This is a genomic window from Pandoraea sp. (genome assembly GCF_004297875.1).
GTDB lineage: Bacteria > Pseudomonadota > Gammaproteobacteria > Burkholderiales > Burkholderiaceae > Pandoraea.
The window spans coordinates 67,994-93,544 of record NZ_SCSK01000003.1 but is presented as its reverse complement, the minus strand read 5'-3'; the positions used below and the strand labels follow the sequence as shown (position 1 = coordinate 93,544).

25 protein-coding genes are annotated in these 25,551 nt (G+C 64.7%); 5 read left to right on the top strand and 20 right to left on the bottom strand.

Annotated features, from left to right (window positions below):
• The gene (locus EPN80_RS01360; RefSeq protein WP_293022682.1) at positions 1 to 894 is read left to right on the top strand and encodes an urea transporter; all 894 of its coding nucleotides are present in this window, start codon (positions 1 to 3) and stop codon (positions 892 to 894) included.
• Between the two features lie 140 nt (positions 895 to 1,034).
• Here EPN80_RS01360 and EPN80_RS01355 read toward each other — a convergent pair whose 3' ends face one another.
• The 15 genes from EPN80_RS01355 to EPN80_RS01285 form a co-directional block, all read right to left on the bottom strand.
• Complete coding sequence (locus EPN80_RS01355; protein WP_293022679.1) at positions 1,035 to 1,730, bottom strand: isoprenylcysteine carboxylmethyltransferase family protein; 696 nt, start codon at positions 1,728 to 1,730, stop codon at positions 1,035 to 1,037.
• A gap of 65 nt (positions 1,731 to 1,795) precedes the next feature.
• A complete protein-coding gene (locus tag EPN80_RS01350; RefSeq protein ID WP_293022676.1) occupies positions 1,796 to 2,299 on the bottom strand; it encodes a MarR family transcriptional regulator in 504 nt (167 codons plus the stop codon).
• On the bottom strand, positions 2,296 to 3,261 hold the full coding sequence (locus tag EPN80_RS01345; RefSeq protein WP_293022673.1) for a type II secretion system F family protein: 966 nt from the start codon (positions 3,259 to 3,261) through the stop codon (positions 2,296 to 2,298). The genes EPN80_RS01350 and EPN80_RS01345 overlap by 4 nt, the downstream gene beginning before the upstream one ends.
• Before the next feature lie 51 nt (positions 3,262 to 3,312).
• Positions 3,313 to 4,290 (bottom strand): type II secretion system F family protein, encoded by a 978-nt coding sequence (locus EPN80_RS01340; RefSeq protein WP_293022808.1) that lies wholly within the window; start codon positions 4,288 to 4,290, stop codon positions 3,313 to 3,315.
• 39 nt (positions 4,291 to 4,329) lie between these two features.
• Positions 4,330 to 5,703 carry a CpaF family protein gene (locus tag EPN80_RS01335; protein ID WP_293022670.1) on the bottom strand — a complete coding sequence of 458 codons (1,374 nt, stop codon included), beginning with the start codon at positions 5,701 to 5,703 and terminating at the stop codon, positions 4,330 to 4,332.
• Between the two features lie 13 nt (positions 5,704 to 5,716).
• Complete coding sequence (locus EPN80_RS01330) at positions 5,717 to 6,892, bottom strand: AAA family ATPase (RefSeq protein ID WP_293022669.1); 1,176 nt, start codon at positions 6,890 to 6,892, stop codon at positions 5,717 to 5,719.
• 30 nt (positions 6,893 to 6,922) lie between these two features.
• Entirely contained in the window at positions 6,923 to 7,378 is a 456-nt protein-coding gene (locus EPN80_RS01325) for a TadE/TadG family type IV pilus assembly protein (RefSeq protein ID WP_293022666.1), read from the bottom strand.
• Positions 7,375 to 7,860 carry a TadE/TadG family type IV pilus assembly protein gene (locus EPN80_RS01320; RefSeq protein WP_293022663.1) on the bottom strand — a complete coding sequence of 162 codons (486 nt, stop codon included), beginning with the start codon at positions 7,858 to 7,860 and terminating at the stop codon, positions 7,375 to 7,377. Before EPN80_RS01320 ends, EPN80_RS01325 begins: the two co-directional genes overlap by 4 nt.
• Positions 7,861 to 7,870: 10 nt before the next feature.
• A complete protein-coding gene (locus EPN80_RS01315; protein WP_293022661.1) occupies positions 7,871 to 9,127 on the bottom strand; it encodes a pilus assembly protein TadG-related protein in 1,257 nt (418 codons plus the stop codon).
• A gap of 10 nt (positions 9,128 to 9,137) precedes the next feature.
• Positions 9,138 to 9,437 carry a hypothetical protein gene (locus EPN80_RS01310; protein WP_293022658.1) on the bottom strand — a complete coding sequence of 100 codons (300 nt, stop codon included), beginning with the start codon at positions 9,435 to 9,437 and terminating at the stop codon, positions 9,138 to 9,140.
• A 79-nt stretch (positions 9,438 to 9,516) separates the two neighbouring features.
• Positions 9,517 to 11,391, bottom strand: coding sequence for a pilus assembly protein N-terminal domain-containing protein (locus EPN80_RS01305; RefSeq protein ID WP_293022655.1), 1,875 nt, complete (start codon positions 11,389 to 11,391; stop codon positions 9,517 to 9,519).
• A 47-nt stretch (positions 11,392 to 11,438) separates the two neighbouring features.
• Positions 11,439 to 12,272 (bottom strand): Flp pilus assembly protein CpaB, encoded by an 834-nt coding sequence (cpaB, locus tag EPN80_RS01300; protein ID WP_293022653.1) that lies wholly within the window; start codon positions 12,270 to 12,272, stop codon positions 11,439 to 11,441.
• Positions 12,273 to 12,329: 57 nt separating this feature from the next.
• Positions 12,330 to 13,754 carry an ATP-binding protein gene (locus EPN80_RS01295; protein ID WP_293022651.1) on the bottom strand — a complete coding sequence of 475 codons (1,425 nt, stop codon included), beginning with the start codon at positions 13,752 to 13,754 and terminating at the stop codon, positions 12,330 to 12,332.
• A 106-nt stretch (positions 13,755 to 13,860) separates the two neighbouring features.
• Complete coding sequence (locus EPN80_RS01290; protein WP_293022649.1) at positions 13,861 to 14,409, bottom strand: prepilin peptidase; 549 nt, start codon at positions 14,407 to 14,409, stop codon at positions 13,861 to 13,863.
• Between the two features lie 87 nt (positions 14,410 to 14,496).
• Complete coding sequence (locus EPN80_RS01285) at positions 14,497 to 14,676, bottom strand: Flp family type IVb pilin (protein WP_047214472.1); 180 nt, start codon at positions 14,674 to 14,676, stop codon at positions 14,497 to 14,499.
• A 1,332-nt stretch (positions 14,677 to 16,008) separates the two neighbouring features.
• On the opposite strand from EPN80_RS01285, the gene EPN80_RS01280 reads away from it, so the two are divergent.
• The 4 genes from EPN80_RS01280 (at position 16,009) to EPN80_RS01265 (ending at position 19,796) form a co-directional block, all read left to right on the top strand.
• Positions 16,009 to 17,025: a TadG family pilus assembly protein gene (locus tag EPN80_RS01280; protein ID WP_293022645.1), complete on the top strand. Its 1,017-nt coding sequence runs from the start codon at positions 16,009 to 16,011 to the stop codon at positions 17,023 to 17,025.
• 401 nt (positions 17,026 to 17,426) lie between these two features.
• Positions 17,427 to 18,335, top strand: coding sequence for an OmpA family protein (locus EPN80_RS01275; RefSeq protein WP_293022642.1), 909 nt, complete (start codon positions 17,427 to 17,429; stop codon positions 18,333 to 18,335).
• Between the two features lie 77 nt (positions 18,336 to 18,412).
• Complete coding sequence (dinB, locus tag EPN80_RS01270) at positions 18,413 to 19,510, top strand: DNA polymerase IV (RefSeq protein WP_293022806.1); 1,098 nt, start codon at positions 18,413 to 18,415, stop codon at positions 19,508 to 19,510.
• An 82-nt stretch (positions 19,511 to 19,592) separates the two neighbouring features.
• Complete coding sequence (locus EPN80_RS01265; protein WP_293022639.1) at positions 19,593 to 19,796, top strand: glycine zipper 2TM domain-containing protein; 204 nt, start codon at positions 19,593 to 19,595, stop codon at positions 19,794 to 19,796.
• A gap of 24 nt (positions 19,797 to 19,820) precedes the next feature.
• Here EPN80_RS01265 and EPN80_RS01260 read toward each other — a convergent pair whose 3' ends face one another.
• The 5 genes from EPN80_RS01260 to EPN80_RS01240 all read right to left on the bottom strand — a co-directional run bounded on the left by EPN80_RS01260 (position 19,821) and on the right by EPN80_RS01240 (position 25,507).
• Positions 19,821 to 20,849 carry a CaiB/BaiF CoA-transferase family protein gene (locus tag EPN80_RS01260; RefSeq protein WP_293022634.1) on the bottom strand — a complete coding sequence of 343 codons (1,029 nt, stop codon included), beginning with the start codon at positions 20,847 to 20,849 and terminating at the stop codon, positions 19,821 to 19,823.
• 71 nt (positions 20,850 to 20,920) lie between these two features.
• A complete protein-coding gene (locus EPN80_RS01255) occupies positions 20,921 to 22,117 on the bottom strand; it encodes a CaiB/BaiF CoA-transferase family protein (RefSeq protein ID WP_293022631.1) in 1,197 nt (398 codons plus the stop codon).
• A gap of 26 nt (positions 22,118 to 22,143) precedes the next feature.
• The gene (locus EPN80_RS01250) at positions 22,144 to 24,156 is read right to left on the bottom strand and encodes an aconitase family protein (protein WP_293022628.1); all 2,013 of its coding nucleotides are present in this window, start codon (positions 24,154 to 24,156) and stop codon (positions 22,144 to 22,146) included.
• A 204-nt stretch (positions 24,157 to 24,360) separates the two neighbouring features.
• The gene (locus EPN80_RS01245; RefSeq protein WP_293022625.1) at positions 24,361 to 25,254 is read right to left on the bottom strand and encodes a LysR family transcriptional regulator; all 894 of its coding nucleotides are present in this window, start codon (positions 25,252 to 25,254) and stop codon (positions 24,361 to 24,363) included.
• A gap of 124 nt (positions 25,255 to 25,378) precedes the next feature.
• Complete coding sequence (locus tag EPN80_RS01240; RefSeq protein WP_293022622.1) at positions 25,379 to 25,507, bottom strand: hypothetical protein; 129 nt, start codon at positions 25,505 to 25,507, stop codon at positions 25,379 to 25,381.
• Positions 25,508 to 25,551: the final 44 nt, after the last annotated feature.

The following is a 25,551-nucleotide window of genomic DNA, read 5'->3' as shown; positions in this document are numbered from 1 at the left end:
ATGCGCGCGATGCGTACTCTCGGCATCTCCTGGCCCACCCTCGTGCGCGGCAATGCATTCCTGCGCGCGTGCTGGCGCGGGCTGGCGCAAATTTATTTCCAGCCCAGTGTATTCACCGGCATGGCGTTCTTCGCCATTCTGGTCCTGGCCGACCCACCCGCCGCGCTCGGCGGCGCGCTGGGCAGCGTCGTCGCCACGGCCACCGCCTGGTCGCTGCGCCTGCCGCGCAAGCCTCTCCATGCGGGCTTATACAGTTACAACGGCGCCCTCACAGGCATTGCGCTGGCCGCGCTGTTCCAGGCCACCAGCGTATTGGCCGCCTGGCTGGTGCTCGCCGCCATGCTCGGCGTGGCCTTGACTCACCTGCTTGCCGCGCGGCGAGTGCCGGCGCTGACCGGGCCGTTCGTCGCGATCATGCTGCTCACCATGGCATGGGCGCCCGCCCTGGGTCTCGCCCACCGCCACTCACTTGCCACGGGTTGTCAGCCCGGCGATCTTGGTTTCGTGTTTTGCTCGATCGGTCAAGTGGTATTCGTCGCGCCGCTGGCCCTGGGCTTGCTGCTGAGCTACGTACTGGCCGTGCGCGATACACGCGCCACGGCCTGGGCCATGCTCGGCGCGCTGCTCGTATGGGCCTGCGCCGCGGCGCTCGGTCCGGTCTGGCCCCCATTGGCGGCGCAAACCGGCGGCATCGGCGTCAACAGCTTCCTCGCCGCACTCGGCCTGGGAATGTTCGGTTTCGGTGTGCCGGCCCGCCTCGCCGGCGCGTTTGCGGCGAGCCTGCTGTGTTTGCTGTTCGGCGCGCTGTCATGGCCGTATTTCACCCTGCCGTTCAATCTCGCCGTGTGGAGCATCTGGTTGTTGCGCGAGCAATCGCGCCGCGCAGCCCGGTAATTTCCCTAATCGGGCAAGCACCAATTGGCCCGGCGGCTCGGGCGCTGGATAATCCTTTCACCCTCTTACGTCCTTTTGAGGGTACTGCGACAACGTCATTAGCCCGCCTCTGGCGGGCCTTTTCTTTTATACGCCTGGCCTCAAAACAATCCGGGCAATACACGATAGCGAACCTGTTGCCGATAAGCCCGGTATTGCTCGTCGTCCGACAACAATCGCTCCTCACGCCAGATCCGGCCCGCCTGAAGCGCGAACTGCGCGCCGTACACGATGCAATTGCGCACATCGAAATTCACCAGCAGAAAACCGATATCGGTCATGAAATAGCCCAGATACATCGGGTGCCGCATGAACCGATAGGGCCCGCTGGACACCACGCCGCGATTGGCCGGCAAAATGCCGAATGCGCGGCGCAGCGAAGCCTTGGCGAACAATTGCCAGGCCAGTCCAAGCACTTGCAGCGTAGCGCCAGCCCACTCCGGCACCAGGTGCACGCCGGGCGCCAGTTGCACGGCCAGAAAATAGTAAGTGCCGCCCACCGAGCATACAAATGCCATGGGCGTCCAATCGCGCTTCGCCGGCACCTTGGAGAACAGCGAGAGCCCGACGGTGACGCACGCCGTCACGACCAGCAGTACGAGGGTAATGCGCGCCGGCGCAGCCAGCCACTGCCGAATCGCGCCGTACGCAAAGATACCCAGCAGCGTCGCGGATGCGCTGCGGCACGCCAGCTCGGTAAGAAATTCTCGCGCTCCCGGCGACGGGGGCGCGCTGCTGTGGGGCGCCTCGACGGGCGCCGGAGGTATCGCAACGGGTGCAGCTTCATTTTCCAGCATCACGGACTCCTTCTCGGACCGCCCCGGGGCCTGGCCGGCGCATTATCGAAGCCTTGCGGTCGTCGTCATGCTTCTTCGGTATTTTCGGCGTCCTCGAGCATGCCACTGTCGAGAATATCGAGCAATCCGGACAGGTACTTCCTGACGCACTCGAATTCGTCTTCGGCCAGCGCGGCATCGAAGCTGTCGAGCCGCTCGTTGATAACCTGGTAACACGCGTTGAGCAGCGCGACCCGAGCCGGGACGAAGCGCAGCAGAATCCGTCGCCGGTCGGTCGGATCGATTTCGCGCCGAATCAGGCCGCTCTTTTCCAGGCGCTTGAGCGAGACCGTCACGCTGGCGGGCGACAGACCGATCAATCTTGCCAGGCGGCCAGGCGTGATCGGCTGCATCTCGTCGTGATAGGCCACTTCCAGGCACTTCAGATCGGTCACGCTCAACCCCAGGCGGTTCGCCACGAAATGATTGAACGCAGTCAGCTTCAGGCCGAGCATGAACCGCAGCTTGACAATGTCCGTCTGCCTGCCGCCTTTGGCCTTGATTGGCGTGCGCTTGGCGGGCCGGCTCATAACGGCCCCACGCCAGCGCCATGCGCGGTCAGGGTCGGCACCAGCACGCGCATCACCTGGATCACGGCGGGGCCGAGCAAGACCAGCATCAGTGTCGGGAAAATGCAGAATATCAGCGGAAACAGCAACTTGACGCCGATCTTTCCGGCGGTTTCCTCGGCCCGCAGGCGGCGCTTGAGCCTGAGGTTCTCCGAGTGAACCCGCAATGATTCACCGACGCTGGTGCCAAAGCGCTCGGCCTGGATCAGCATCGCAACCAGCACGTCGATGTCTTCCACCCCGGTGCGCAATGCCAGGTTCCGTAGCGCGACTTCCTTGCTCAGTCCGGCACGCATTTCCAGCAACACCAGCTGCAGCTCCTCGCTCAGTGCCTGGCTCTTGATATGCATTTCGTCGGCCACTCGCGTGAGCGCCGCGTCCATGCCAAGCCCCGCCTCGACGCAGACCGTAAGCAAATCCAGCGCATCCGGAAAGTCCTCGAAAATGGTCTGCTGCCGCCTCCGCACCTGCCGCGACAGCACGCCGTTGGGCAGGTAATAGCCCACTGCGGCCAGCACCAGCAAAACGAGCAGGAAGCGCCGTCCGTTGCCGCTGCTCAGATACGGCCCGGCCACCGCCAGGCACACCAGCGGCAAGCCGATCGCGAGGATCGTTTTGGCAGCGAAGTAAATCGCCGGCGCCGATGCCTCGCGCCAGCCGGCATTGATGAATTTCGTGCGCAGCGGCGAGTTCTCCCATCCTTCCTTGGGAATCGAGAGCTTGCCAAACGGCTTCGATATCTGCACCACCGTCTCCACCCAGGGCGCGCGTTCGGTTTGGCCGGCATCCGGTGATCCGCCGTCGACCACCTGGGTCATGCGCCGCCGCACGGTGTCGGGCGTCAGCAATTTGATGACGGCCAGCACCGACACCGCAACGATCCCGAAGATCGCGGCCAGCAATAGGATTTGATCGATTCTCATGACGACGTGGGGAATCCCCCTCCTGCGAAAATTGAGCGCTAAAGCCGCGTATCACACATGGATGCGAATGATTTTTCTCATCCATAGGAGCCCGAACAACATCATCACCATCGCGGCGCCTACCATCTTGATCCCCAGGGGATCGGTCCACAGAATGCGCAAGAACTTGGGATTGACGATCGAAATGATCAGCGCCATGGCGAACGGCAGGATCCCCAGAATCCAGGCCGACAGGCGCCCCTCGGACGAGAGCACCCGGACCTTGCCCAGCAGGGCAAGCCGGCTGCGAATGATCTGGCTGATATTGCCCAGAATCTCCGCCAGATTGCCGCCGCTCTCGCGCTGGATCAATACCGCGATCACGAAGTAACGCAGGTCGCTGATCGGCGAGCGCGTAGCCAGTCCGAGCAGCGCATCGTTGAGCGGCACGCCGAAATTGATCTCATCGAAGGCGATGCGAAACTCATTACCGATCGGCGCGGGCATCTCGTCGGCAACGATACTCAGCGCGGTGGAGAACGAATGTCCCGCCCGCAACGCGCGGCTGATCATGTCGGCAGCCTCGGGCAACTGCTCTTCGATCTGGCGCAGGCGCCTGGCCTTGGCGCGCATCACGCGAAACGGCATCACCAGGGCGGCGACCGCCATCAAACTCAACACCGCCAGCCCGGGTATCGGTACCAGCGAGCTGATCATCCAGATGCCAAGCGGCGGCACCACCACATAAAACAGCAAGCCGCCGACCGTCAGATTCAGGCCGGATTGCACCAATTGCCGATCCAGCACATGAATCCGCGGGATCTGCATCAGCATTTTGGTGAGTGTCGGCGAGCGGCTCAACTCCCGCTGCTTGAGAATCGATAGCGTCTTGGCGTTGCCGTGCGCGCCGGCCGACATCATGCGGATGCGGCTCTCGACCCGCTTGACGGCGCTGCTATGGTGGCCTTGCCACCAGAGATAGACGGCCTCGGCCGTCAGAATGCAGGCAAGGAACACCAAGACGATAAAACCATAGAACGCAAGATTCATGGCCATGCCCCTTCAAGTTGCCGACCGCTTCGCACGACGCTAAACCGGAAATTGTTTGGTCGGGTCATACAGCGCGTCTGGCACTGCCACGCCGAAAGCCGCCAGGCGCTCGGAAAATTTGGGCCGCACACCCGTCGCACAAAAATAGCCGGTCACCTTGCCGTCGCGGTCGAGCCCGACGCGCTTGAACGTAAAGATCTCCTGCAGATTGATCACATCGCCCTCCATGCCGGTGATCTCCTGGATGCTGACGATCTTGCGACGCCCATCGGTCAGGCGCGCGACCTGGACGATCACCCCGATGGCCGAACTGATCTGGTGGCGCGTTCCCTTGGTGGTCAGATTCAATCCGGCCATGCCGATCATGTTCTCGAGCCGTGTCAGCGCATCGCGAGGCGTATTGGCGTGCACCGTGGCCAGCGATCCCTCGTGGCCGGTATTCATTGCCTGCAGCATGTCGAACGCCTCGGCGCCGCGCACCTCGCCAAGAATGATGCGATCCGGGCGCATGCGCAGCGCGTTGCGCACCAGCGAGCGCTGCGTGATCTCGCCCTTGCCCTCGATATTGGGAGGGCGCGTCTCCAGGCGCAGCACGTGCTCCTGGCGCAGTTGCAGTTCGGCCGCATCCTCGATGGTGACGATGCGCTCGTCGGCTGGAATGAAGCCGGAGAGAATGTTCAGCAGCGTCGTTTTGCCGCTGCCTGTGCCGCCCGAAATCAACACGTTGACCTTGGCCGCCGACAATGCCTCGAGCACCTGAGCCATCGGCGGCGTCAGGCTCTGGTAATCGACCAGATTCTGCACCGTCAGTGGATTGACCGCGAAGCGGCGAATCGACAGCAGCGGTCCGTCAATAGCCGACGGCGGGATGATCGCATTCATGCGCGAGCCGTCCGGCAACCGCGCATCGACCATCGGCGTGGACTCGTCGATACGGCGTCCGACGCGCGAGACGATCTTTTCGATCACCTTCATCAAATGCGCGTCGTCGTAAAACGTCACATCGGTGAGCTCGAGCTTGCCGCGCCGCTCCACGTACACATGCTTGGACGTGTTGACCAGAATGTCGGAGATGGTCGGGTCGGCCAGTAGCGGCTCGAGCGGGCCGAAGCCGAGCATTTCGTCACGGACGTCCCGCACCAGGTGGCGCCGCTCGACCTCGTTAATGGGGATGCCTTCCTCGTCGATGATCAACTCGACCAGGCGGGCCAATTCCTGCTGGATCTGGTCGTTCGACAGGCGCTGCAGCTTTTCCAGTTCGACCCGATCGATAATTGCCTGATGAACGTCCTTTTTCAGTTGCTGGTAGGCGTTTCTCGCCATGCGCTGTTTGCTCGGGCTCTGTCCGTACTCGGGGGAATCCGTCGGCAAGAGAAATTGCTCACGTAGCGTCATCACGTTCTCCATGGTCATGGCTCCTGCTCACTCAAGCCTTGCTCAACACCGGCTTGGCGAATAATTTTCCAAAAATGCCGCTGCGCGGCGTGGCCTGCGGCGACAACCCGCCGAGGATCTGGTCGATGCTGCGCGCCACCGCGCTGGTCTTGGCCAGGCGCTGCACCGGTACGCCCTGATTGATCGAGTCGGCCACCGTCGCGGCGTCCTCCGGGATCAGGCTGGCCACCGGAACCCCCAGCGCCTCCTGCCAGGCGGTCAACCCGATCGGCCCTTTCTTGTCGTAGCGATTGACCAGCACGCGGATCTTGTCGTTGCGGTAGCCCAGCGAGCGGAAGATTTCCAGCATGCGGCGGCCGTTTCGCAAATACGGCAGCGTCAGTTGCAGCACCGCGAAGATCGTGCTGCTCTGATCCAGCGCGGCGATCGATACGCTGCCGATGCTCTGTCCGACATCGAACACGATGAGGTCGTACTGATGGCGCACCAGGTTCAGGATGCGCTGCACATGCTCCGGCTTGATCTCCTTGGCCTTGGCCGGATCTGACGCGCCCGCCAGCACATCGAAGTCCTTGCTCACGCGCAGCACGCAGGCGTCGAAGAACGCCGCGTCGAGCCGCTCGATCTGGGCGCATATGTCGGCCAGCGTGGCCGGCGGGGTCTGCTCCGAGACCAAAAACGCGGCCTCGCCGAACTGCTGATTCAAATCGAACAGGAGGGTGCGCCGGCCCGCCATGGACGCATCGAACGCGACGTTGGCGGCAAGGAACGAGGTGCCGCTGCCGCCCTTGCACGACACGAACGACACCACCTGCCCCTCGCGCCGGTTGCCGGCGACTTTTTGCGCGACGCGCCGGATCGCCTGGCGCATGCCGTCGGACTCGATCGGCCAGGGCTGCACGTCGCGCACGCCGGCGCGCATCGCGCGCATCAGCAGGTCGGCCGACGGCGCGAGCGCGATCAGCATGCACGCCATATCGGAGCGCAGCGCGGCAATCGCGCCCAGCGAATCAAGATCTTCCGGCGTCATGCGGGTACCGTCGAAAATCAGCAAATCCGTCTGCGCCAGGCTCTGCGGATGATTCAATACGGCGGCCAGACCGGTGGATGCGGTTCTCAGGCGATGGTGCGCATCGTCGGCCGCGACGATTTTCTCGATCTCCGTGACGTGCTCCGGATCGGACGAAATCACGAGAATGTCGATCATGTCTTTCTGCTCGCTCAAATGGCTTCAGACCTAGCTGCAGGTCGGGTTGGTCCCGTTGACGCTATCCAGGCTCTCGCGGGGCAGCGTGGTCGAAAAAGGGGGCATGGCAATGTCGATCGGCACGAACGGGATCAGCGTGTCGACCGTCACGTTGACGATGCTCACCGTGACATCGGTGCAGCTCGTCACGTCGCACCCCGGCGGCGAATACGTCACGTCGATGTTGCCGTCCTGCAGAATCGACAGCATGGTTTCCATCTTTGTCTTGATCGCCGGGGAATCGATGTCACACACCACCGCGACGCGTGCGCCCAGGCGCGTGGCCTCGGCGGCCGTGTTCCAGTAGAACATCACGCGCCCCATTTCCATGATGCCGATCAGCAGCGAAAAGAAAGCTACCGAGATCAACGCGAACTCGAGCGCGGCCGTGCCGCGCTGGCGCGCCGCAGTGGCCATGCCTTGACGGTGACGGAGCCGGGAATTCATGACACTTGCCTCATGACGCAACTGATGTCGCCAAAGACCAGATTGCTGATCTGGAAGAAACCGACCAGTTGCGTAAAGGCAAATCCGGTGATCTTCACCTGCACCAGATTGATGGTGTCGCCACTGGGGTCGGTTTGAACGTTCTGGTAAGTCCCGGCGCAACCGCTGGTGTTGACCGGGTCGCACACGACCACCATGGCCGTCGTCAGGCCCGGGGCGAGCGGCGAACCGGTGCAGCTGCCGTTGCCGTAGACCGCATAGCATTTGGCGGCGGCCAGCGGATAATCGCTGGAAGTCGGACTGTAGGTCGACAACAGGCGGACCGCGTCGCGGGTCGATTTGGCCAGCGTGTTGTACTGAAAGAAGGCATAACCGAAGTCGACGATCCCGCTGAGCAACAGTGCCATGGGAATCGCGACCAGGGCGAACTCGACGGCGGCCACGCCGCGCATGCGCCGAATTCGTGCGAGCCGATTGCGCATGATGGGTCTCCTATTGCACCAGCACGGGCACCAGCGGCCCGATGCCGGCGGTATTGCTGCCGGGAATGCCCTGGGTCGCGCAAGGCGAACTCGGATCGGACGCGTCGCCCCGGTACTCGAGATAGACGTTGCCATTGAGCGCGCCGTTGATGTTCTTCTCCATCGGATGCAGCATCAGCACGCAGGCCCACGATTGCACCGGTGCCTTTTGGTTGTTCAGCAAACTCGGGCAACTGATCACCGGCACCAGCGCCAGGCGGCGATCGGTGCCGCTGCTGTAATAGCTGGCCGGCGGGGCGTTGGCGCCGCCTTGCACATTGAGACCCGTCACCGAGTTGCCTTGATAGGGTGCGTGTTGCAGCCGCCTCGTGACGAAATCGCTGTAAGCGTTCGACTGCGGCCCGGGCGTCACCGGCGAGTAGGCGTAACCCGTGGAATCCGGCACGCCGGTCGGGTCAGGCGGCGGATTATATGGGTTCTGATAAACGCCGAAGCGCGTATTCCAGGCCGCCGCCAGGCTCTGGATGTTGCCGGTCTTGCCCACCTCCGTGCCCAGGGTCGGCAGATTGCACTCGCCCGCGCCGGTCAGGAGCGCTCGCATGTCCGGCACGGTCGGGTTGTCCGGATAGGCGACCCACATGAAGTTGCCGGTAAGCTGATTGTTCGAGCCTACCTTGCTGGCCACCCACTGGCCGACCGTATAGGGGGTCGAGCTGGGCGCCTGGCAGATCCCCACCGGCAACGCGCAGGTGGTTTGCGATTGCGTAGTCGAGGCAACCGCCGTGGACGATACGCTCGAGGCTCCGAGGGCGGCATCGAGCACCTGGATGAACCAGTTCGTGATGCCGGTGCGACTGGCCGAACATCTGACGTATTTGACCTTGGGCAAATCGGCGGTGGTGAAATTGCCCTTGGTCAGATAGGGTCCGGTAAACGATTCGCTGAAGGTGACGTTATCGTCCGGCAACAGCGACACTGCCTCGCTCTGGAACAGCACCCGATTGCTCGTGCCGGTGGTAATGCCGGCCGCCTCCGCGGTGGCCAGCGGCTGAGCGGTGGTGAGGTCTCGCGCGGCGGCCAGCGCGCACGCGTCGGCCGCATTGGCCAGTTCGGTTTTGGCAATGTACAGCTTGCCCAGATCCAGCGACAGCCCGGCAAAGCCGATCAACACCGCCAGCGTGAGCCCGACCACAATTGCGACCGCACCGCCCTGCCTGCGGCGGCGCGCGAGGCGACGGGCAGAATAGCGTGGCATCGGTGCGCGCATGATGCTTCTCCTAACGCGAGCCCGTGCTTGCCCCGCCCACGCCGATCGTGAAAGCGTTGGCGTCTTGTCGCGGGTGCACGAACGATTTCTGGTACTCGTCGATCGCGTGCTTGGCCGATACGCCATCGATGCCCACGACCGGCGCCTGATCCTGCCACGCCCCGGGGTTAAGGGTCTGGCGCGCCGTGGCTTCGGTCACCGCATGGCCGAACTGCCGGTCCCATTGCGGCGTGGAGGTATAGCACCCGGCCAGGGCGCCGCCGAGGCACGCGCAGGTGCCAGCGCGTATCAATATCGACAGAATTTTCATTGGATCCCCCGCAACTCATCGATGTGAAATCAATCGTTTGTTCGCGCGCGCCCGCGGCGCTCGCATTCCGGCATCCCGCCTACGGCAGCGACCGGGCATCGCTCGGTCCCACCGCGCCCGGCGGTCGGCCCGCCTGGGCGATGTCCTGCCTGGCGGCCGTGCGCGAAATCGTCGTCGCGGCCGTGCCGGGCGGCAATCCCTGCTGAGTCGATGCCGGCGGCATGCCCGGCGCCGGCAGTAGCGGCACAATCTGCGTCGGAGGTTCGGGCGGCACCGCTGCCGGCGTCGCGGGGACGGTTGCCGGGGTCGCCGGCGTACCCGGTGCGGGCCCCTGGGCAGGGACCGGCGCAGGCGCGACAGCCGGCGCCTTCTTGCCCTCCATATCACCCATCAACAACACGCCCGGCGTATTGGTCTGACCGAAGGTATCCGTCGGCAACCGGTAGTTGGCGCCCAGCGGCTTGGCCAAATGCGGCGTGACCACGAACATCAGCTCGGTCTTGTCCTGCTGAAAGTTCGTGCTGCGAAACAACGCACCCAATACCGGCACTTCGCCCAACCCCGGCAAGCCGTTGACATTGCTCGTCACATTGTTTTTGATCAGGCCGCCGATCGCGAAGCTCTGGCCATCGCGCAGTTGCACCGTCGTCGACGCCCGGCGCGTGGTGATCAGCGGCAGGATCGTGCTACCGTTGATATTGGGCGCGGTGAGCGTCACGCCGGTCGACGACAGCTCGGAGACCTCGGGCGCGACCTGCAGATTGATGCGCCCGCCGGCGAGCACGGTCGGCGTGAATTTAAGAGCGACGCCGAATTGCTCTTCCTGCAAGGTGATGGTCGAGCCGCCGGTGCCGTTGCTTTGCGGCACCGGAATGAACACCTTGCCGCCGGCCAGGAAACTGGCGGTTTGCCCGCTGATCGCCATCAGGTTCGGCTCGGCCAGGATCTTGACCAGACCGTCGCGTTTCTCGGCATCGAGATTCAGGTTCAACGGCAAATGATTGTTCTTGGTGGCGGAAATCAGGCTGGTCGCGCCGCTCAGGAAGTCAGCCAGCAGGCCGAAATTCCAGCTGCCGATCGCCCCATTGATATTGGCCGATGCACCCAGCTGGTCGATCAACGTCTTGGAGACCTCGGCCACCTTGACTTCCAGCAGCACCTGCTGCGGCGCGCCGATGCTGAGCATGTTGACGATGCGGACATTGTCTCCGTTGGGTGACGGTGCTGCCGCCACCTTTTCGTCTGGTGTCGACATGCAATTACCCAATTGTTTGCAGCTAGCCGTCGGTACGTCTTTTGCAGTTTCGCGTCGCACAAACGCGCTGGCAATTTCCACGACACGTTGTGCAGCGAGCGCATCCGACACGGTGCCGGCCAGCACCAGGCTGTCGGCAGCGGCCGACACATGGATATCCTTTTCTTCCGGCATCAGCCTGGCCAGCGCCGCCTGCACGCCCGCCGGATCAGCGCCGACTTCGACATCGATCACCGAACAGGCGCCGCTGCGGCCCTGCACGATCATATTGGTCGAGCCGAGGCTCATGCCGAGCAAATAGAGTTCGCGCGGCGACACCAGCATGGCCTGAAGAATGTTCGGATTGCCCACCGTGCGATTGCGCACCGCCTCGGGCAGGGTCACGATGGTCGATTTTCCGACCGGCACCGACACCTGCGTGTGCTCGCGCAAGTCGCCCACGCAATTCGGGCCCTTCAGGCTTACCGGGCGCTCCGGCGCGCGCGGCAAGCCCACGGTTACCTGCACTTGGCCCGGGCGCACGACTTCCGTGCGTTGCGACGGCTCGGCAGCGGCCATCGCCAGGGTTTGCGCGGCAGCCTGCGTCGCCGCGAGCCCGGCGCACAGCGCCATGCATGCCGCCGCCCGCCAGCCGAAGCGCCGCTCGCCGTGCCGACCGTTGGCGTGGCTGCTCCAACGAAGATGATCAATGCGGTCCATTTTGTTCCCCCGGTAAATTGCTGCCGTCCGGCATCGCGGCGACGCGCTCAGAAGCACTCTTTGCTGCTATTGACGCCGTCGATCACGCCCACACAGTCGCCGCGCTGCGCGGCGACACGTCTGAGCGCGACCCTCGGCGCCTTCTTGTCGGCCGGTGCCGCAGCCGGTACCGGCTTCTCGCCCAGCAGCATGTCCTTGGTGACCCCCACCGGCGCGACCGGATTCGGATCGGTTTGATTGCGCAATACCAGCGACAGGGTGCCGACGCTGCGCGCCAGATCGAGCTTCTCGGCCTGTTCCGGCGTGACCTCCAGCGTCACCGCGTTGACCACCTTGGGTTTGGTTTCGTCGCGATTGACCTCCTGCGCGACGGCCAGCACCAGGATTTTTTCGAGGACAATCTTGGAGATGCTGGCGTCCTTATTGGCGTTGTTGTTGCCGTCTTTTTGCGTGTTGACGATGATGTCGACATAGTTGCCGGGCAAGGCGAAACCGGCTACCCCGATCACATCGTTGACGCGTACGGTGATCGCGCGCCGGCCGTCCGGGATCACCGCCGAGAGGCCGCCCTTGGTGCCGATCGGCGTCAGCTTGCCGGCCAGGATCGGTTCGCCGCGCAGCATGCTGCTGCGCAGCACCCGGCCATCGAGTTTCGCCGCGTCGGTAAAGGCCCCCGGCGGCATGCTGCCGGAGGGCCAGGCGACCATCTTGATGAACTCGGGGTTGAGCCGCTGCCCCAAATTGATATCGACCGCGGCAACCGCGATCTGGGTCGTCATGGCCGACGATTTCTCCAGCAGCCAACGCGAAGCCATCGCCACGGCCGCCAGACCGGCCAGTGCCGCGATCAGCAGCGTCACCAACGCGCGTACGTTTTTCATGATGCTTTCCCCTTGTCGATCCCGCCAGGCGCCCTGCCGCTCACCGTTTTTGGCCGTCTAGCCGGCCACGAGCTTTTTTGCCGGCCACTCCGTTGCGCCATGCGGCGGCGGCAGATTGTCGTTATCGCCGACCACGGCGAAATAGCTGTTCCATGCCCGCAGCAGGCTGCCCCGGTCGGCCAGTGCGGGCTGCTCCAGATAGCGCGCGCTGGCCAGCACGATGCGCAGCAGGTCGCCGGGATAGCAGGCGAGCAGCGGCCGCCCGGCAGGCATGTGCAGGTGATGAATCAGGAACTGGAAGGCATCGTCGCTGGAGTCCACGCCGAGCTCCGCGCAGCGCTGGTCGTAGACCTGGCGATATGCCTCGATATCGAGCGCGCCCACATAGAGTTTGCTGCCGAGCCGCCGAAAGAAAGCCTCGTCGCCAAGCTCGTCGGGCGAGAAGTTGCTGGAAAAGGCCACCCACACATCGAACGGCATCGAAAAACGCGTGCCCGTATGCAGCGTGAGCATGTCGCGGCCGCGATCGAACGGCGCGATCCAGCGGTTGAGCAGATCGGCCGGCGCCACGCGCTGGCGCCCGAGGTCGTCGACCACGTACAGGCCGCCGTTGGCCTTGACGTGCGGCGGCGCCTGATAAAAGCCGCTCGACGGGTCATAACGCAGTTCGAGCATTTCGAGCGTCAGTTCGCCACCCGAAATAACCGCCGGGCGGCGGCAGCGCTGCCAGCGCGTATCGAGCGGGGCATCGGCCGCGCCCGGCGCCTCTTCGGGCGGCGCAGGCTGATGAATCAGGGGGTCGAAAATCTGCACGACCTCGTTATCGACAGCAAGCGCATAGGGCACGGCGATCGAACCGGGCAGCAATTTGCCCAGGCGCTCGGCCAGCGAGGTCTTGCCGCTGCCGGCCGGGCCGAAAAAGATCACCGGTTTGCCGCTGTTGACGGCACCGCCAATGTCGTCGAGCAATTCGCTCTTGACGACCAGGCCGGCAAACGCCGCGCGCAGGGCCGGCCGGGTGACGAACCGGTGGCTGACCGACTGCCGGCGAATGACCTCCTCATACGTCGCCAGCGAAACCGGCGCGGGGCCGGCATAGCGGCAGCGGGCCATGAATTCGGCGGCCCGGACCCGGCCGTTGTCGGTCAATTGCAACTCGACGTCGATGTCGTTGGCGCCGCGCCGGACGATTTCCAGCAGGCGCTCGCGCACCGCGAAAGCGACCACCGCATCGAGCACGCCAATGCCCAGCTTGAGGCGTTGAACCAGTTGGGTGAGCGAGGTCTTGCCGCCCAGCAGCGCGCTCTTGGCGACCAGCTCGAACAGGAAATTCTGCGTCAGGCCGGTCTCGGCGATGGTCTTGGGCGCGCGCCCGAGCGGACCGGATTCGGCATCCACGCCCTTGAATCTGGCCCGGCTAACATCTTGCAGATGGCTGACGTCGGCCGAGCCGCCCGGCACTGGCTTCAGGATGTCTGACATGTTCATTCCCCCGGTTGTCCGCGCCGTGCGCGGCCATGCTCTTACTGCCTGTGCCTCTCTGCAGGAGGCTCACTTCACCGCACTGCTTGCCCGCGGCGTCGCGCCGTCAAAGCACGTGGCCGGCGGCATGCAGGAACATCACTCCCACGGTGCCCAGCGCAATGGCCACGGCATAGGGCAGCGTTCCCATCGACGCATTGGCGTGGGCGCTCGCCGGCGCCGCGTGCCAGCGCGCTCGGCTGGTTCCGCTCAGAAAAATGGCCAGCAGGCTGCTGCCCGAGGCGCGAAACGCCCGCTCGCGCACGATGGCGCCAAGCGCCAGCACACCGCCGATCGCCCAGGTGCCCAGCACGATTTCCAACGCCATGGCAGGCCCCACGAAAGCGCCCACGGCGGCCATCAATTTCACGTCGCCGGCACTCATGCCGCGCAGCAGATAAATCGGCATAAACAGGCCGAAGCCCACCGCCAGGCCGCCGAGCCATTGCCCAATACCCGCGCTCGCTCCACGCAAACCCCATTGCACGGCGAGCGCCACGACCAGCCCGAGCAACACCAGCCAATTCGGGATACGCCGCGCGTGTAGATCCCAGGCAGCCGCCAGGCCCACCAGACCCAGCACGCAAGCCCCGACAGGAAATTCGAAGGCATTCATGGCATCCCCTCTTTGCTCAGATTGCGAGGTGTCCGCGTGGGCCCGGTGTACAGCCGGACCCACGACCACTCGCTGGGCTCAATTCTGTTAGCCCTGCGGCAACAAACCGGCGATATAGTTGAACATGCCGGCCAAATTGGTGCCGACAAGCCCCGCGGCAGCGATGATCGCCACCGCGATCAACGCGGCCAGCAAGCCGTATTCGATGGCGGTTACGCCCTCTTCGTCGCGTGCAAAGTCGCGGACCAGGTCAAGAGTTTTTTGCATTTGAAGCTCCTTGATTGCGAAAGAAGTTGTTGACTCAAGTACAAAACACATGCCCGCTGCGGGACCGAGCACTGCGATAGGGCCGTTGCCGCATGGCCCCCAGGCTTGGCGAGCGGTCCAGCCGGACCACCCGCCCGCGCCTGCGTTTGGCTTCGCACACCGTGCCAGCGGTGCGCGCAGCCCCGGCCTTCGATACCCGCGAACCGGCATGGCCGGCTCTGCGAGGCATCAAAGTTTTCCGGCGTCAAAGCACTGATTCCCCGACAGCAGTCCTGTGACTCCGGAAGCCGGCGCGCCGTTGGTTACCCAGCCGACACGCCGCCGTTGCCCATATCCGATGCGAAGACCGTGCCAGCGCACGGAAATCGTTGTGATTACTGAATAATTGAAAAAATAAAAGGCCTGCCAATCAGCCAATAGCGCGAAAACGTTTCATTTTTGATAACGAAAGACGTGGAATCGATTGAGATGTGGCGCAGTGGCTCGCCGACGCGTTGGCCTCGCATCAGAAAAAAAGCCGCTAAACCTATCCCGACGGCCGTCTGTTTTGCACAACAACTCGATGCCCAGCAACAGGCTTGAGGCAAGCGCCCGCACCGACCGAGACTGTCTTGCAAGCAGTAAAAAAGACCGGCACGCCAACGGAGAGCGCGATTTCCGGCAAAGTCAATCGAGAGTTAACCGTTTGCCGTCGCCGGCCAGGAAAATACCGCTGACGGTGAGCGACAGCCGGGCCAATAACACGCAGTCGAGCGCGTTCGGATACCGGGCGCGCGGCAGAAACAAAACGTTACAAAATGTTACGTAATTGATACAACCCCCGCTTACCGGCCTTTTTGAGTGGGTATGCCACGAAAAAAAGCTCGCTTATTGAGGAATACTCATGGTTCGGCAGGCTGCCGAACCGCCCGCCAGGCCTTATTTGGCGGGCATTGCAGCGATCGCGGCGCATCTGAAGCGGCATCATTTCAGTTTTGATACGTTTTGTGCGAAGCGCACCAGGCGCGGCGACATCCATCGGGCGCGACCTCAACAGGCATCCGGGTTGGCACGCCGTGGCATGTTTCATGCTTGATTTTGAGCATCAAAATCAAGCGGTCATTGCCGTCAACCGACCGTACCAAGTCAGCCTGAGTCATGAGTCAACCGGGGGAAGTGATGCGCGATACCATCTGGCGCCGTCTGGCGCGATTTCCATCATTTCTGCCATGCTCGCCACGCCCGCTCGGCGGGCCTGCGCGATCGTGCGCGACAGCGGCTCTTGCCGCCCGCGTGGCCTTTCGCGGCGACTAGGCCGCCGCGGCGCACCAGTACGGCATCGCGGGGAAATCGATGCGCACTCATTCGATCGGCGAGCGTGCCCACATACGCCAACACGCCTCGGCAGGCGTGCTGAGCGCGCTTATGGCGGCAGTGCTGCTGAGCGCTGGGGTGCTGGCGATCGATTTCGGCAAGTTCTGGGCGCTGCACGGCGAATTGCAGAACGCCGCCGACGCGGCCGCCCTGGCCGGAGCCGGCGCGCTCGAGCCCGGATATCCGCGACCCGACTGGTCACGCGCGCGCACCCTCGCCACACTCGCCGTTTCGCTCAACAGCGCGGCGACGCCGAGACTGGCCGTCGAACGAATCCAGACGGGCTACTGGAACCTCAACCAGCCCCGGGCCAGCCTGCGGCCGACCGGCATCACGCCCGGCGCCAACGACCGCCCGGCGGTCATGGTCACGGTCGGTCACGCGCCCGCTCGTCAGCCGGACGCGTCCGGGCGGCTGCTGGCCTCGTTGCTGGCGATGGCGCATATCCCCGTCAGCGCGACGGCCGTCGCGGTCATCGCGGTCGCGGACCATGCGGCCGCCGGGACCGTGTTCCCGCTGGCGATTCCCGCCTGCCTGTACGACGCGTATTGGGACAGCGCCAATGCCAGACCGAGAAACGACCCCATCACGGGCCGGCCATTCATCCTGAAAATCGGCGCGACGTATCGCGACGGCGCATGCCCGTCGGGGCGGTGGACCTCGTTCGAGAACGACGCGCCCGGCGCGGCGCCGCTCGGCAGGCTGATCGCCCACGGCAACCCGACCGGCATCAGCACCGGCGACAGCATATGGACTCAGCCTGGCGCAACAGGCCCGGGCAACGCGGCGGTGAGCGCGCCGGCGGACGTCCTGCTGCCGGTCGTGGCCGGATTCGGCGAGCATCGCGCCGTGCCGATCGTGGCGTTCGCGCCATTTCGCATCACCGTTGCGGCAACGCATGGCGGCCGCTATATCGAGGGTCATTTCATTGCCGACGATGCGGCCCGTCAGCGGGCCAGCGCCGGCGCCGTCGCCAGTCCGACGCTGGTGCGATGAGACGGCAGGGCGCGCGGCCTGGATTGTTTCAATGTTTAAAAAGGGGCGGAAACCATCGCGCAAACGAATCCACCGAATCTTTTAATCGAGCAAATCGATCGCATGCCCGGGCAACCTGCCGCCTCTTGTCTTGACGCGTATGACGGGAAAACCACGACTCAGCGTATCTCTCTATGGCCGTCCGCCACCGCGCGCGCGACCATTCCTGCCAGGCAGCCGCGCATCGCAGGGACTTGCGAAAGCTCGCCTCGGCCCGCGATAAAACCATCGCATGTTTGGCACATACGACAAGGGGGATTGCACCAATGAGCCTGCCTCGCCTGGCCGCGACAGCGGCCGCAAGCGCATTATTGGTCGCCTGCGCGGCGTCGAGTACCACCGCCGGGGGACCAACGACCGCCATGACTCGTTCGGCATCGCCGGCCGCCGCCCAGCCCAAACTGGTGCGCGCCTATGACTATGGGTCCAGCATCGTTCTGGAATTCACCGCTGCGCCGTCGTCGCTATCGGTGACCGATGCGAGCGGCGCACCAGTCGGACTCGCACGCGAAGGCTCGAATTTTCGCCTTGCCCGCAAGATCTACGATTTCACCATCCACACCGCGGCAGGCGCGAGGCGAATTCATTTGCAGCGCCCAGCGCCAGTCGCCGCCAGCGTGCCGCCCGCGTCGACCGCAGTGGCGGTTGGCGCTGCGGTTGCCGCTGCGCCGGCGCCCGCGCCAGCCGCCGCCAACGCGGCCAGTTCCGCTCGCGCGCCGGCACGTGCGAGCGACAACGATGTAGCGACCTTGATCGAGGCGGCCGCGAGCCAGCTTGCCGCCGCCCGGGCCGTCGTCGAGCACGGCTCCCCCGACGAGCGCACGCTGCATGCGCTCAATCGCCGCCTGGATCACATCCAGCACGTGCTGGAGGCGGCGTCGGCTGCCATGCTGATGGCGCACTTCGACGCCTATCAGACGGCCTTCCGGCCCAGCCCGGCGTTCTCGCAGTTATTGGTGTCGGCCGCGCGATCAGCCGATCGGATCACGCTGCGCGGCCGGACCGATTCGACGATACCCGGTCCGCTCGACCCCAAAATCGCCCGGCAGCGCGCCTTGTCGGTCAGGCAATTCCTGCTCGACCACGGCATCGCGTCCGCGAAGATACAAGTGTTTTCGCTACCGGCCGGCGACTTCATCGCGCCGGACACGACCCCCGCGGGCCGCGCCCTGAATCGCCGCGTCATGATCGAGGTCGTCAATCGCCGCATCGCCGAATTGGCGCGCCACGACCGGCTACTGGCGCAACGCTCGGCATACCGCCGGCGCTAGCGCGCCGCGCCGCCCCGGCGCCGCGGCCCACGGCGCGCGAGACGCGAGTGCTTCATAATACGCACACCGTTTGCGCGATCGGTGCCGGCGCCATTTTGAAACCCGAGATTCCCCCCAGCGTTCCCAACAAGATCATTCATTGCGATTGCGACTGCTTTTACGCGGCGATCGAGATGCGTGACGACCCCTCACTGCGCGGCATCCCGCTGGCGGTCGGCGGCCAGCCTTCGCAGCGCGGCGTGATCGCTACCTGCAATTACGAAGCGCGGGCCTTCGGAGTGCGCTCGGCGATGCCGTCCTCGCAGGCCCTCAAGCTCTGCCCTGCCCTGTTGATTCTGCCGCCGTCGATGGAGCGTTATCGCATCGCGTCGCGCCAGATCATGGCGATCTACCGCGACTACACGGCCCTGGTGGAGCCGCTCTCGCTCGACGAAGCCTATCTCGACGTGACCGGCGTCGAACATTGCCAGGGCAGCGGCACGCTGATCGCGCGCGAAATCCGCGCGCGCGTGGCGCGCGATGTCGGCATCACCGTGTCGGCCGGCGTCGCGCCGAATAAATTTCTCGCCAAGATCGCCAGCGACTGGCGCAAGCCGGATGGCCTGTTCGTGATTCATCCGCGCGAGGCCGACGCCTTCGTCGCGGCGCTGCCGGTCGAGAAGCTGTTCGGCGTCGGCAAAGTGACGGCCGCCCGGCTGCATGAGTTGGGCGTCAAGACCTGCGGCGAGTTGCGCGGCTGGTCCAAGCTCGATCTGCACCGGCAATTCGGCAGCTTCGGCCAGCGCCTGTTCGATCTGTGCCGTGGCGTCGACACCCGGCGCGTCAATCCTGACCAGGAGCGAAAGTCGATCAGCGTCGAAACCACTTACGTGCACGACTTGCGCACGCTGGACGATTGCCGGCGCGAGCTCGGCGTATTGATCGAGCAATTGGCGCGGCGGATCGAACGCAACGACGCAGGCGCGTGGATACATAAATTGTTCGTCAAGCTGCGTTTCGACGACTTCAGCCGCACCACGGCCGAGTGCGTCAGCGCAACGCTCGATGCAGCACAATGCCTGCAATTGCTGGCCACCGGCTTCAAGCGCCACAGCCGCCCGGTCCGGCTGCTGGGGGTTGGCGTGCGGCTGGCCGACGATGCTGCGATGCGGCAATTCAAATTGTTCGATGATTGATCGCCCCCCAGTTGCAGTTGTCAAACTTTCGGGAAGCAGGCGGCTCTCATAAAATATCAGTAGAACTCGCGGAGGTTCCATCATGAAAAAATTGACTCGGCTGTTGGCCGTGACAACGCTCGCGGCGTCGATGGCAGGCTGCGCCAGCATGAGCCATCAGCAAAAAGGAGCGGCGATCGGCGCGGTGGCCGGTGGCGTGCTGGGTAACGTCCTGACCGGCAATGCGCTCGGCACCGTCGGCGGAGCCGCGGTGGGCGGCGTGATCGGCGCGGGCGTCAGCAAGTAGTTAAGCCGGCGCCGCCGGCACCGATCACTGGACCTGTCCTGGGTTGAATAACGGATGCGCGAGCGCCTCCTCCAGGCGCAAGACAGGACTCACGCAGCAATCGGCCGGATCGAACAGCGCGCACCACGCTGCCTGGGTACGGGTAGCGAAAATCGCATCCAGCTCGGCCTTGAGCGCGCGGGCGGCATCGCTGCCCGGCGCTTGCCCCAGGCTCCAGTGCAGTGTTCGCCATTGCGGCTTGCCGATCACCTCGCACAATGCCTGCCAGAATTTCAGTTCGAGCGCGCCAACGGCCATCCAGCGGTCGTCGCGCGTGCGGTACACGTTGTAGCACGGCACCCCGCCATTGAGCAGGTCCTGGCCGCTGCGGCGCGTCGCGCCGTGATCGCGCACGGCCACCGCCGGCAGCAGGTTGCTGCGCTGCACCGCATGCGTCATCGAGATATCGAGCGCGCGGCCTTGTCCGGTGCGCCCGACTGCGTACAGGGCGGCGAGGATTTCCTGCACGGCGCTCTGCGCGCCGCCGAACAGGTCGCCGATCTGGAAGTTCGGCACGATGGGTGCATCGTCGGGTGCGGCCAACTGGTCGAGCACCCCGGCGTAACCGATGTAGTTGATGTCGTGGCCGGCGCGCTGCGCCATCGGTCCGTGCTGTCCGTAGCCACTGATCGCGCAGTACACCAGGCGCGGATTGAGCGTGCGCAGCGTATCGTAGCCAAGCCCCAGGCGCGCCATCACGCCAGGGCGAAACCCTTCGACCAGCACATCGCACTGCGCCACCAGCCCGAGCAGGCGCGCATGCCCGGCCGGGCTTTTCAGGTCGAGCCGCTCGATCGTCTTGCCCCGATTAAGCAGGGTGTAGAACGTGCCCGGCTCGCCAGCCGCGCACTGCGATTCTGTTCGCAGCATTGCGCGCGCGGTGTCGCCAGCGCCAGGGTCCTCCACTTTGGTGACCTGCGCGCCCATTTCCTGCAGCCGCAGCGTGGCCAGCGGACCGGGCAGCAGCCGCGACAGGTCGAGCACGCGCACACCGCTCAGGGGAAGATCGGCCATCTTGCTGTTCCTTTGCTCAAAACCGCCACACTATCGGCTTCAATGGCGCGCCGCAAGCGCGTAGCGAGTGCCTATTCGGCGGGGGTGCCGACGATGCCGCGCGCGACCCATTGCGCGATCTGATCGTCGTGGTACCCCAATTCGCGCAGGATAGCCTGCGTATGCTCGCCGATGCGCGGCAACGGCATGCGAATCGGCAGATGCTGGCCGCGCATGGTGATCGGCAGCAACGGCACGCGGGTGAGCTGGCCGTCGTCGGTATGCAGCTCGCCGAGCGCGCCGCTGGCATTGAGGTGCTCGTCGTCGAACAACGTCTCCGGGCGCACGATCGGCGCGTAAGGCAGGCCGTGCCGCTCGAACGCCTGCTGCAAATAGGCCGCGTCGTAGCCGGCGATCACCTCGCGCAGCGCCGGCAGGAACCATTCGCGGGCGCGCACGCGATCGTTATTGGTCGCCAGCCGGGCATCGTCGGCCCAGGCCGTCAGGCCGAACACGTCGCAGAAGGTACGCCACTGCCCGTCGCTGACCACCGCCAGGAAAATCTGCGTGCCGTCGCGCGTTGCAAATACATCGTAAATACCCCATGACGAGATGCGCGACGGCATCGGTGCGGGTGCCTGGCCGGTCACCGCGAATTGCTGCATATGCTGGGCGCTGAGCAGCACGCAGTTTTCGAACAGCGCACTTTGCACCTCCTGTCCTCGCCCGCTGTGCTGGCGCTCGAACAACGCGGCCAGCACGCCCAGCGCGCCGAACATGCCGCCCATGATGTCGTTGACCGAAGCGCCGGCGCGCAGCGGCCTGCCCTCCGGCCCGGTCATGTAGGCCAGCCCGCCCATCATCTGCACGACTTCGTCGAGCGCGGTGCGATGCTCGTACGGCCCCGGCAGAAAGCCCTTGAGCGAGACATAGACGAGGCGCGGATTAAGGCGCGCCAGGGTCGCGTAGTCAAGCCCGGCCTGCTTCATCTTGCCCGGCTTGAAATTTTCGCTGACCACATCGGCCGTCGCGATCAGGCGCAACAGGATTTCGCGTCCCTCGGGCTGCAGCAGATCGATCGCCAGGCTTTGCTTGTTGCGGTTGAATGCCCGGAAGAAGCCGGCTCCCGCGCCCAGCAGGCGCCGCGTGCCGTCGCCCGCGAGCGGCTCGATCTTGATCACTTCGGCCCCCAGATCGCCGAGAATCATGCCGCACGTGGGCCCCATCACCATATGCGAAAACTCCACCATGCGGATACCCGCCAGCGGCAATGCTTGTTGTTCTGCCATGCGTCGAATCTCTCTTTTTCGTTTTGTCAGGATCGCTCCTGCAATGCTTGTTCGGCCGCCTGCCCGAGCGCTTGCCGCAACCCGGCGAAGCTCACGATGCGGCCGGCCAGCGCGCTGGCCGCGACCGTCGCCGGGCTCGCCAGCCACATCTGGCCAGGCCCCGAGCGCCCAGGGAAATTGCGGTTCTGCGCGCTGATGACGACCTCGCCGGCGCGCCGCGACGCGCCCGGCCCGGCGTTGACGCAAGCGCCGCAGCTCGGGGCCACCAGCGCCACGCCGGCAGCTTCGAAGGTTTCCATGAACCCCTGCGACTCGCAGTAGGCGCGTACGTCTTCGCTGCCGAACTGCAGGTAGAACTTGACGTGATCGGCGACCTTCATGCCATGCGCCAGCCCCCAGGCCAGCACCTCGTGGTAGCGGCGCAAATCTTCCCGCTTGCCGCCGGTGCACGAGCCGCCATAGGCGATATCGATGCGCACTGCCTCGCGCAGCGCCGAGACCGGCAGGCCGTTGCCCGGATCCCCGGGCATTGCCAGCATCGGCTCGAGAACCGCGCAGTCGACTTCGATGACATGCGCATAGCTGGCGTCGGCGTCGCCCCTCATCCATGGTTCGAGGGCGACATCGACGCCGCGCCGCTCGCGCAGGAAACGCTGTGTCTCGCGGTCCGGCGCGATCAACCCGGTCATGCCGCCGATTTCGGCCGCCATATTGGTCAGGGTCGCGCGCTCGTCGATCGACAGGCCGGCCACGGCCGGTCCCGCGTATTCGATGATCTGCCCGATCGCCCGGCCGTCGCGGATGTACGGCAGGTGCAGCAAATGCAGCACCAGATCCTTGGCGCTGACGCCGGGACGCAGTTGTCCGTGCAACTGGATCAGACAGGTGGTGGGCACGCTCAGGCGCACATCGCCGGTGAGCCACGCATTGGCCATATCGGTGGTCCCCACCCCAAAGGCCAGCGCGCCCAGGGCGCCGCAGTGGGTGGTGTGCGAGTCGGTGCCTGCGACGATCTGGCCCGGCAGCACGTAGCGTTCGGCCATCAGCGCATGGCAGATTCCCTCCGAGCCGCCCGCAGGGCTGCGCCCGTGCAGCCGGATGCCCTGGCGGGCGCAGAAGTCTCGCTGCACCTGAGCCATTTGTCCGGCCGCGTCGAGCAGGCCAAGCGCTCGTTTCTTTTCGTCGATCACCTCGGCCAGCAAGCTGAGATGGTCCTCGAAGCACAGGATCGAAGCCGGATCGTGCAATGCGATGTGCTGCGCCTGCGCGGCCGGCGAGCCCAGGTGACGGGACAGAAAGCTGACCGCCATGGGCGTCACGTATTCATGGGAGAAGCGCCAATCGGTCTTGACGAAAACGCCGTCGCCCGGGCGCACGCGCGCGATGCCCAGGGCCCGCGCCAGCAACTTCTCGCCGTAGGTCATCGGGCCTGCCGGATGGTCCGGCAACGGCACGCTCACCGCCCCGGCCAGGCGGCGCTGATTGAAACCGAACAGGCCGCCGCAACGCACGATCTGCTCGCTGAGCGCGTCGCAATCTTCCAGAAAAGCCTCGATCGGAATCGTCTCGCCGGCGCGAATACGCTCGATCAGGCCGAAATCGGTCGAGGTCAGCAGTCCGAGATTTTGGCAGTTTTGCTGATAGATCCGCTCGAAGCTCTCGGCGATCACCAGGCGGATGCCGGCCGACAGTTCGGCAAACGGGCTGGCCTCGCGCGAGGAGCCTTTGCCGCGCCGCGCGCCGGCCACGCTGACGCTGAAGCCGCCCTGCCTGATCGCCCCCACCCGGATCGGGAATTCGCCGCCGCCCGGCGCGCCATCGAGCGGCAGGCACTTGAGGCCGAGATAAACATAGTCGCCGAGCTTTTCGTCGTAATGAAAACACACCCAGGCGGGCGTGATTTCGTCGGTGGAGAGCTGGTCGCGCAGCGGCAGTGCCGACTCGAGCGCGAGATCCTCGCCTGCCATTTGACGGGCCATCGCCTCGCCTGCTTCGGCGAGGAACAAAATCCTGCCGTCGAAACGCACTGCCTCAAGCATGTCGGCCCCTTCTGTCGGATGGCCCAGCCCCGCTTGCGCGGCGGCGGTCCGTCCGGATTGCAGATAACGTCGGTCTTGCGCGGCTCGCCCATGCGCCGGGCGCCGGCTTTTGTCGGCCGCTTCTGGGCGGCACGGTGTTTTCGATAGGATTACCAATGGCAGGGAATCGGGCAAGTCGCGATTCGCCATCGCTGCCATCGCGAATCACGACGAATCGACGCGCAGATGATCGACCAGCAGGCGCGCCGGCACCGGCAAGGCCTCGTAGTCCCGCACGCAGATCACCTGCTGGCGCACTGCCCAGGGATCGCTCAGGCGAATCTGGTGCAGTCCGAACAGAGTGCGGTAGAGCGTCACGGCCTCTTCCGGCACGATCGCCATGGCGAGATTGGCGCGCACCATGCGGCAGGCCGACTCGAACGTCGAGACGTGGATGCGAAAGCGCAGCGTCTTGCCGAGTTGTGCGGCCAGCGGGCGCAGCGTGGCGTACATCATGCTGTCCGGATGCAGGCCGATCTGGTCATGATCGAGCGTGTCGGCAAAAGCCAGCGTTGGGCGCGACGCCAGCGGATGTCCCGGGTGCATGACGGCCACCAGATGATCGGTTCGGTAGGGAAACACCTGCAGTTCGCGGGTATCGGCCTGCGCCCAGCAAATACCGATATCGGTGCTGCCTTCGGCGACCGCGCGCACCACCTGGCTGCTGACATGCTCCTCCAGATCGATCTTGACGTTTTCGTGATGGGCCAAAAAGGTGCCGATGTCCTCGGACAGTGTCTCGACCATCGACGAAATATTCGCGAACAGGCGGATATAGCCGCGCACGCCGCTGACGTATTCGCTCAGTTCACCCTGCATTTTTTCGAGGCTGCGCAGCACGTTGCGCGCGTGATGGAGCATCGCCTCGCCGGCCGGGGTGGGACTGACGCCCCATTTGTGGCGCTGCAGCAATGCCGCGCCGACCAGGGTCTCGAGGTCATTGATGCGCTTGCTGATGGCCGAGGCCGCGATGAATTCGCGCTCGGCAGCACGCGCGATACCGCCTTCTTCGCATACGGCCACGAACAAACGCAGGGATACCAGGTCGATACGCCACATAGCACCGTTATCCGCCAGGACAGTCGTGCCGCGATTGTGGACTGTATCGTTGAAAAAATCCACGGCCGATGCCCGATCGGGCGGCCGAATTGGATTGGCCCCGGTATTTTTTGATTCTGCCGGTTCAATCCGTGTAGCTTACCGAGGTGGTCAGCGGATTCGCCGTGCCACCGTCATACCCGATGATTGCCTGGGGCGGGATGGCGGCGACGGCAAGCGCTAGCCAGCACTTGCAAAGGACGATCGCAATCATTGCGTTGATCCCCGTAAAGGCGTTCATTCCCAGTGCACGCCCTG

Excerpts from the sequence above, each read along its gene's own strand:
- EPN80_RS01280 (WP_293022645.1), top strand. The coding sequence starts at position 16,009 with ATGCGCACTCATTCGATCGGCGAGCGTGCCCACATACGCCAACACGCC.
- EPN80_RS01320 (WP_293022663.1), bottom strand. The coding sequence starts at position 7,860 with ATGCGCAATCGGCTCGCACGAATTCGGCGCATGCGCGGCGTGGCCGCC.
- EPN80_RS01335 (WP_293022670.1), bottom strand. The coding sequence starts at position 5,703 with ATGACCATGGAGAACGTGATGACGCTACGTGAGCAATTTCTCTTGCCG.
- EPN80_RS01285 (WP_047214472.1), bottom strand. The coding sequence starts at position 14,676 with ATGCAAAAAACTCTTGACCTGGTCCGCGACTTTGCACGCGACGAAGAG.
- EPN80_RS01250 (WP_293022628.1), bottom strand. The coding sequence starts at position 24,156 with ATGCTTGAGGCAGTGCGTTTCGACGGCAGGATTTTGTTCCTCGCCGAA.
- EPN80_RS01350 (WP_293022676.1), bottom strand. The coding sequence starts at position 2,299 with ATGAGCCGGCCCGCCAAGCGCACGCCAATCAAGGCCAAAGGCGGCAGG.
- EPN80_RS01260 (WP_293022634.1), bottom strand. The coding sequence starts at position 20,849 with ATGGCCGATCTTCCCCTGAGCGGTGTGCGCGTGCTCGACCTGTCGCGG.
- EPN80_RS01355 (WP_293022679.1), bottom strand. The coding sequence starts at position 1,730 with ATGCTGGAAAATGAAGCTGCACCCGTTGCGATACCTCCGGCGCCCGTC.
- EPN80_RS01325 (WP_293022666.1), bottom strand. The coding sequence starts at position 7,378 with ATGAATTCCCGGCTCCGTCACCGTCAAGGCATGGCCACTGCGGCGCGC.
- cpaB (WP_293022653.1), bottom strand. The coding sequence starts at position 12,272 with ATGAAAAACGTACGCGCGTTGGTGACGCTGCTGATCGCGGCACTGGCC.
- EPN80_RS01240 (WP_293022622.1), bottom strand. The coding sequence starts at position 25,507 with ATGATTGCGATCGTCCTTTGCAAGTGCTGGCTAGCGCTTGCCGTCGCC.
- EPN80_RS01265 (WP_293022639.1), top strand. The coding sequence starts at position 19,593 with ATGAAAAAATTGACTCGGCTGTTGGCCGTGACAACGCTCGCGGCGTCG.
- EPN80_RS01295 (WP_293022651.1), bottom strand. The coding sequence starts at position 13,754 with ATGTCAGACATCCTGAAGCCAGTGCCGGGCGGCTCGGCCGACGTCAGC.
- EPN80_RS01340 (WP_293022808.1), bottom strand. The coding sequence starts at position 4,290 with ATGAATCTTGCGTTCTATGGTTTTATCGTCTTGGTGTTCCTTGCCTGC.
- EPN80_RS01360 (WP_293022682.1), top strand. The coding sequence starts at position 1 with ATGCGCGCGATGCGTACTCTCGGCATCTCCTGGCCCACCCTCGTGCGC.
- EPN80_RS01310 (WP_293022658.1), bottom strand. The coding sequence starts at position 9,437 with ATGAAAATTCTGTCGATATTGATACGCGCTGGCACCTGCGCGTGCCTC.
- EPN80_RS01305 (WP_293022655.1), bottom strand. The coding sequence starts at position 11,391 with ATGGACCGCATTGATCATCTTCGTTGGAGCAGCCACGCCAACGGTCGG.
- EPN80_RS01245 (WP_293022625.1), bottom strand. The coding sequence starts at position 25,254 with ATGTGGCGTATCGACCTGGTATCCCTGCGTTTGTTCGTGGCCGTATGC.
- EPN80_RS01330 (WP_293022669.1), bottom strand. The coding sequence starts at position 6,892 with ATGATCGACATTCTCGTGATTTCGTCCGATCCGGAGCACGTCACGGAG.
- EPN80_RS01255 (WP_293022631.1), bottom strand. The coding sequence starts at position 22,117 with ATGGCAGAACAACAAGCATTGCCGCTGGCGGGTATCCGCATGGTGGAG.
- EPN80_RS01275 (WP_293022642.1), top strand. The coding sequence starts at position 17,427 with ATGACTCGTTCGGCATCGCCGGCCGCCGCCCAGCCCAAACTGGTGCGC.
- EPN80_RS01290 (WP_293022649.1), bottom strand. The coding sequence starts at position 14,409 with ATGAATGCCTTCGAATTTCCTGTCGGGGCTTGCGTGCTGGGTCTGGTG.
- EPN80_RS01315 (WP_293022661.1), bottom strand. The coding sequence starts at position 9,127 with ATGCGCGCACCGATGCCACGCTATTCTGCCCGTCGCCTCGCGCGCCGC.
- EPN80_RS01345 (WP_293022673.1), bottom strand. The coding sequence starts at position 3,261 with ATGAGAATCGATCAAATCCTATTGCTGGCCGCGATCTTCGGGATCGTT.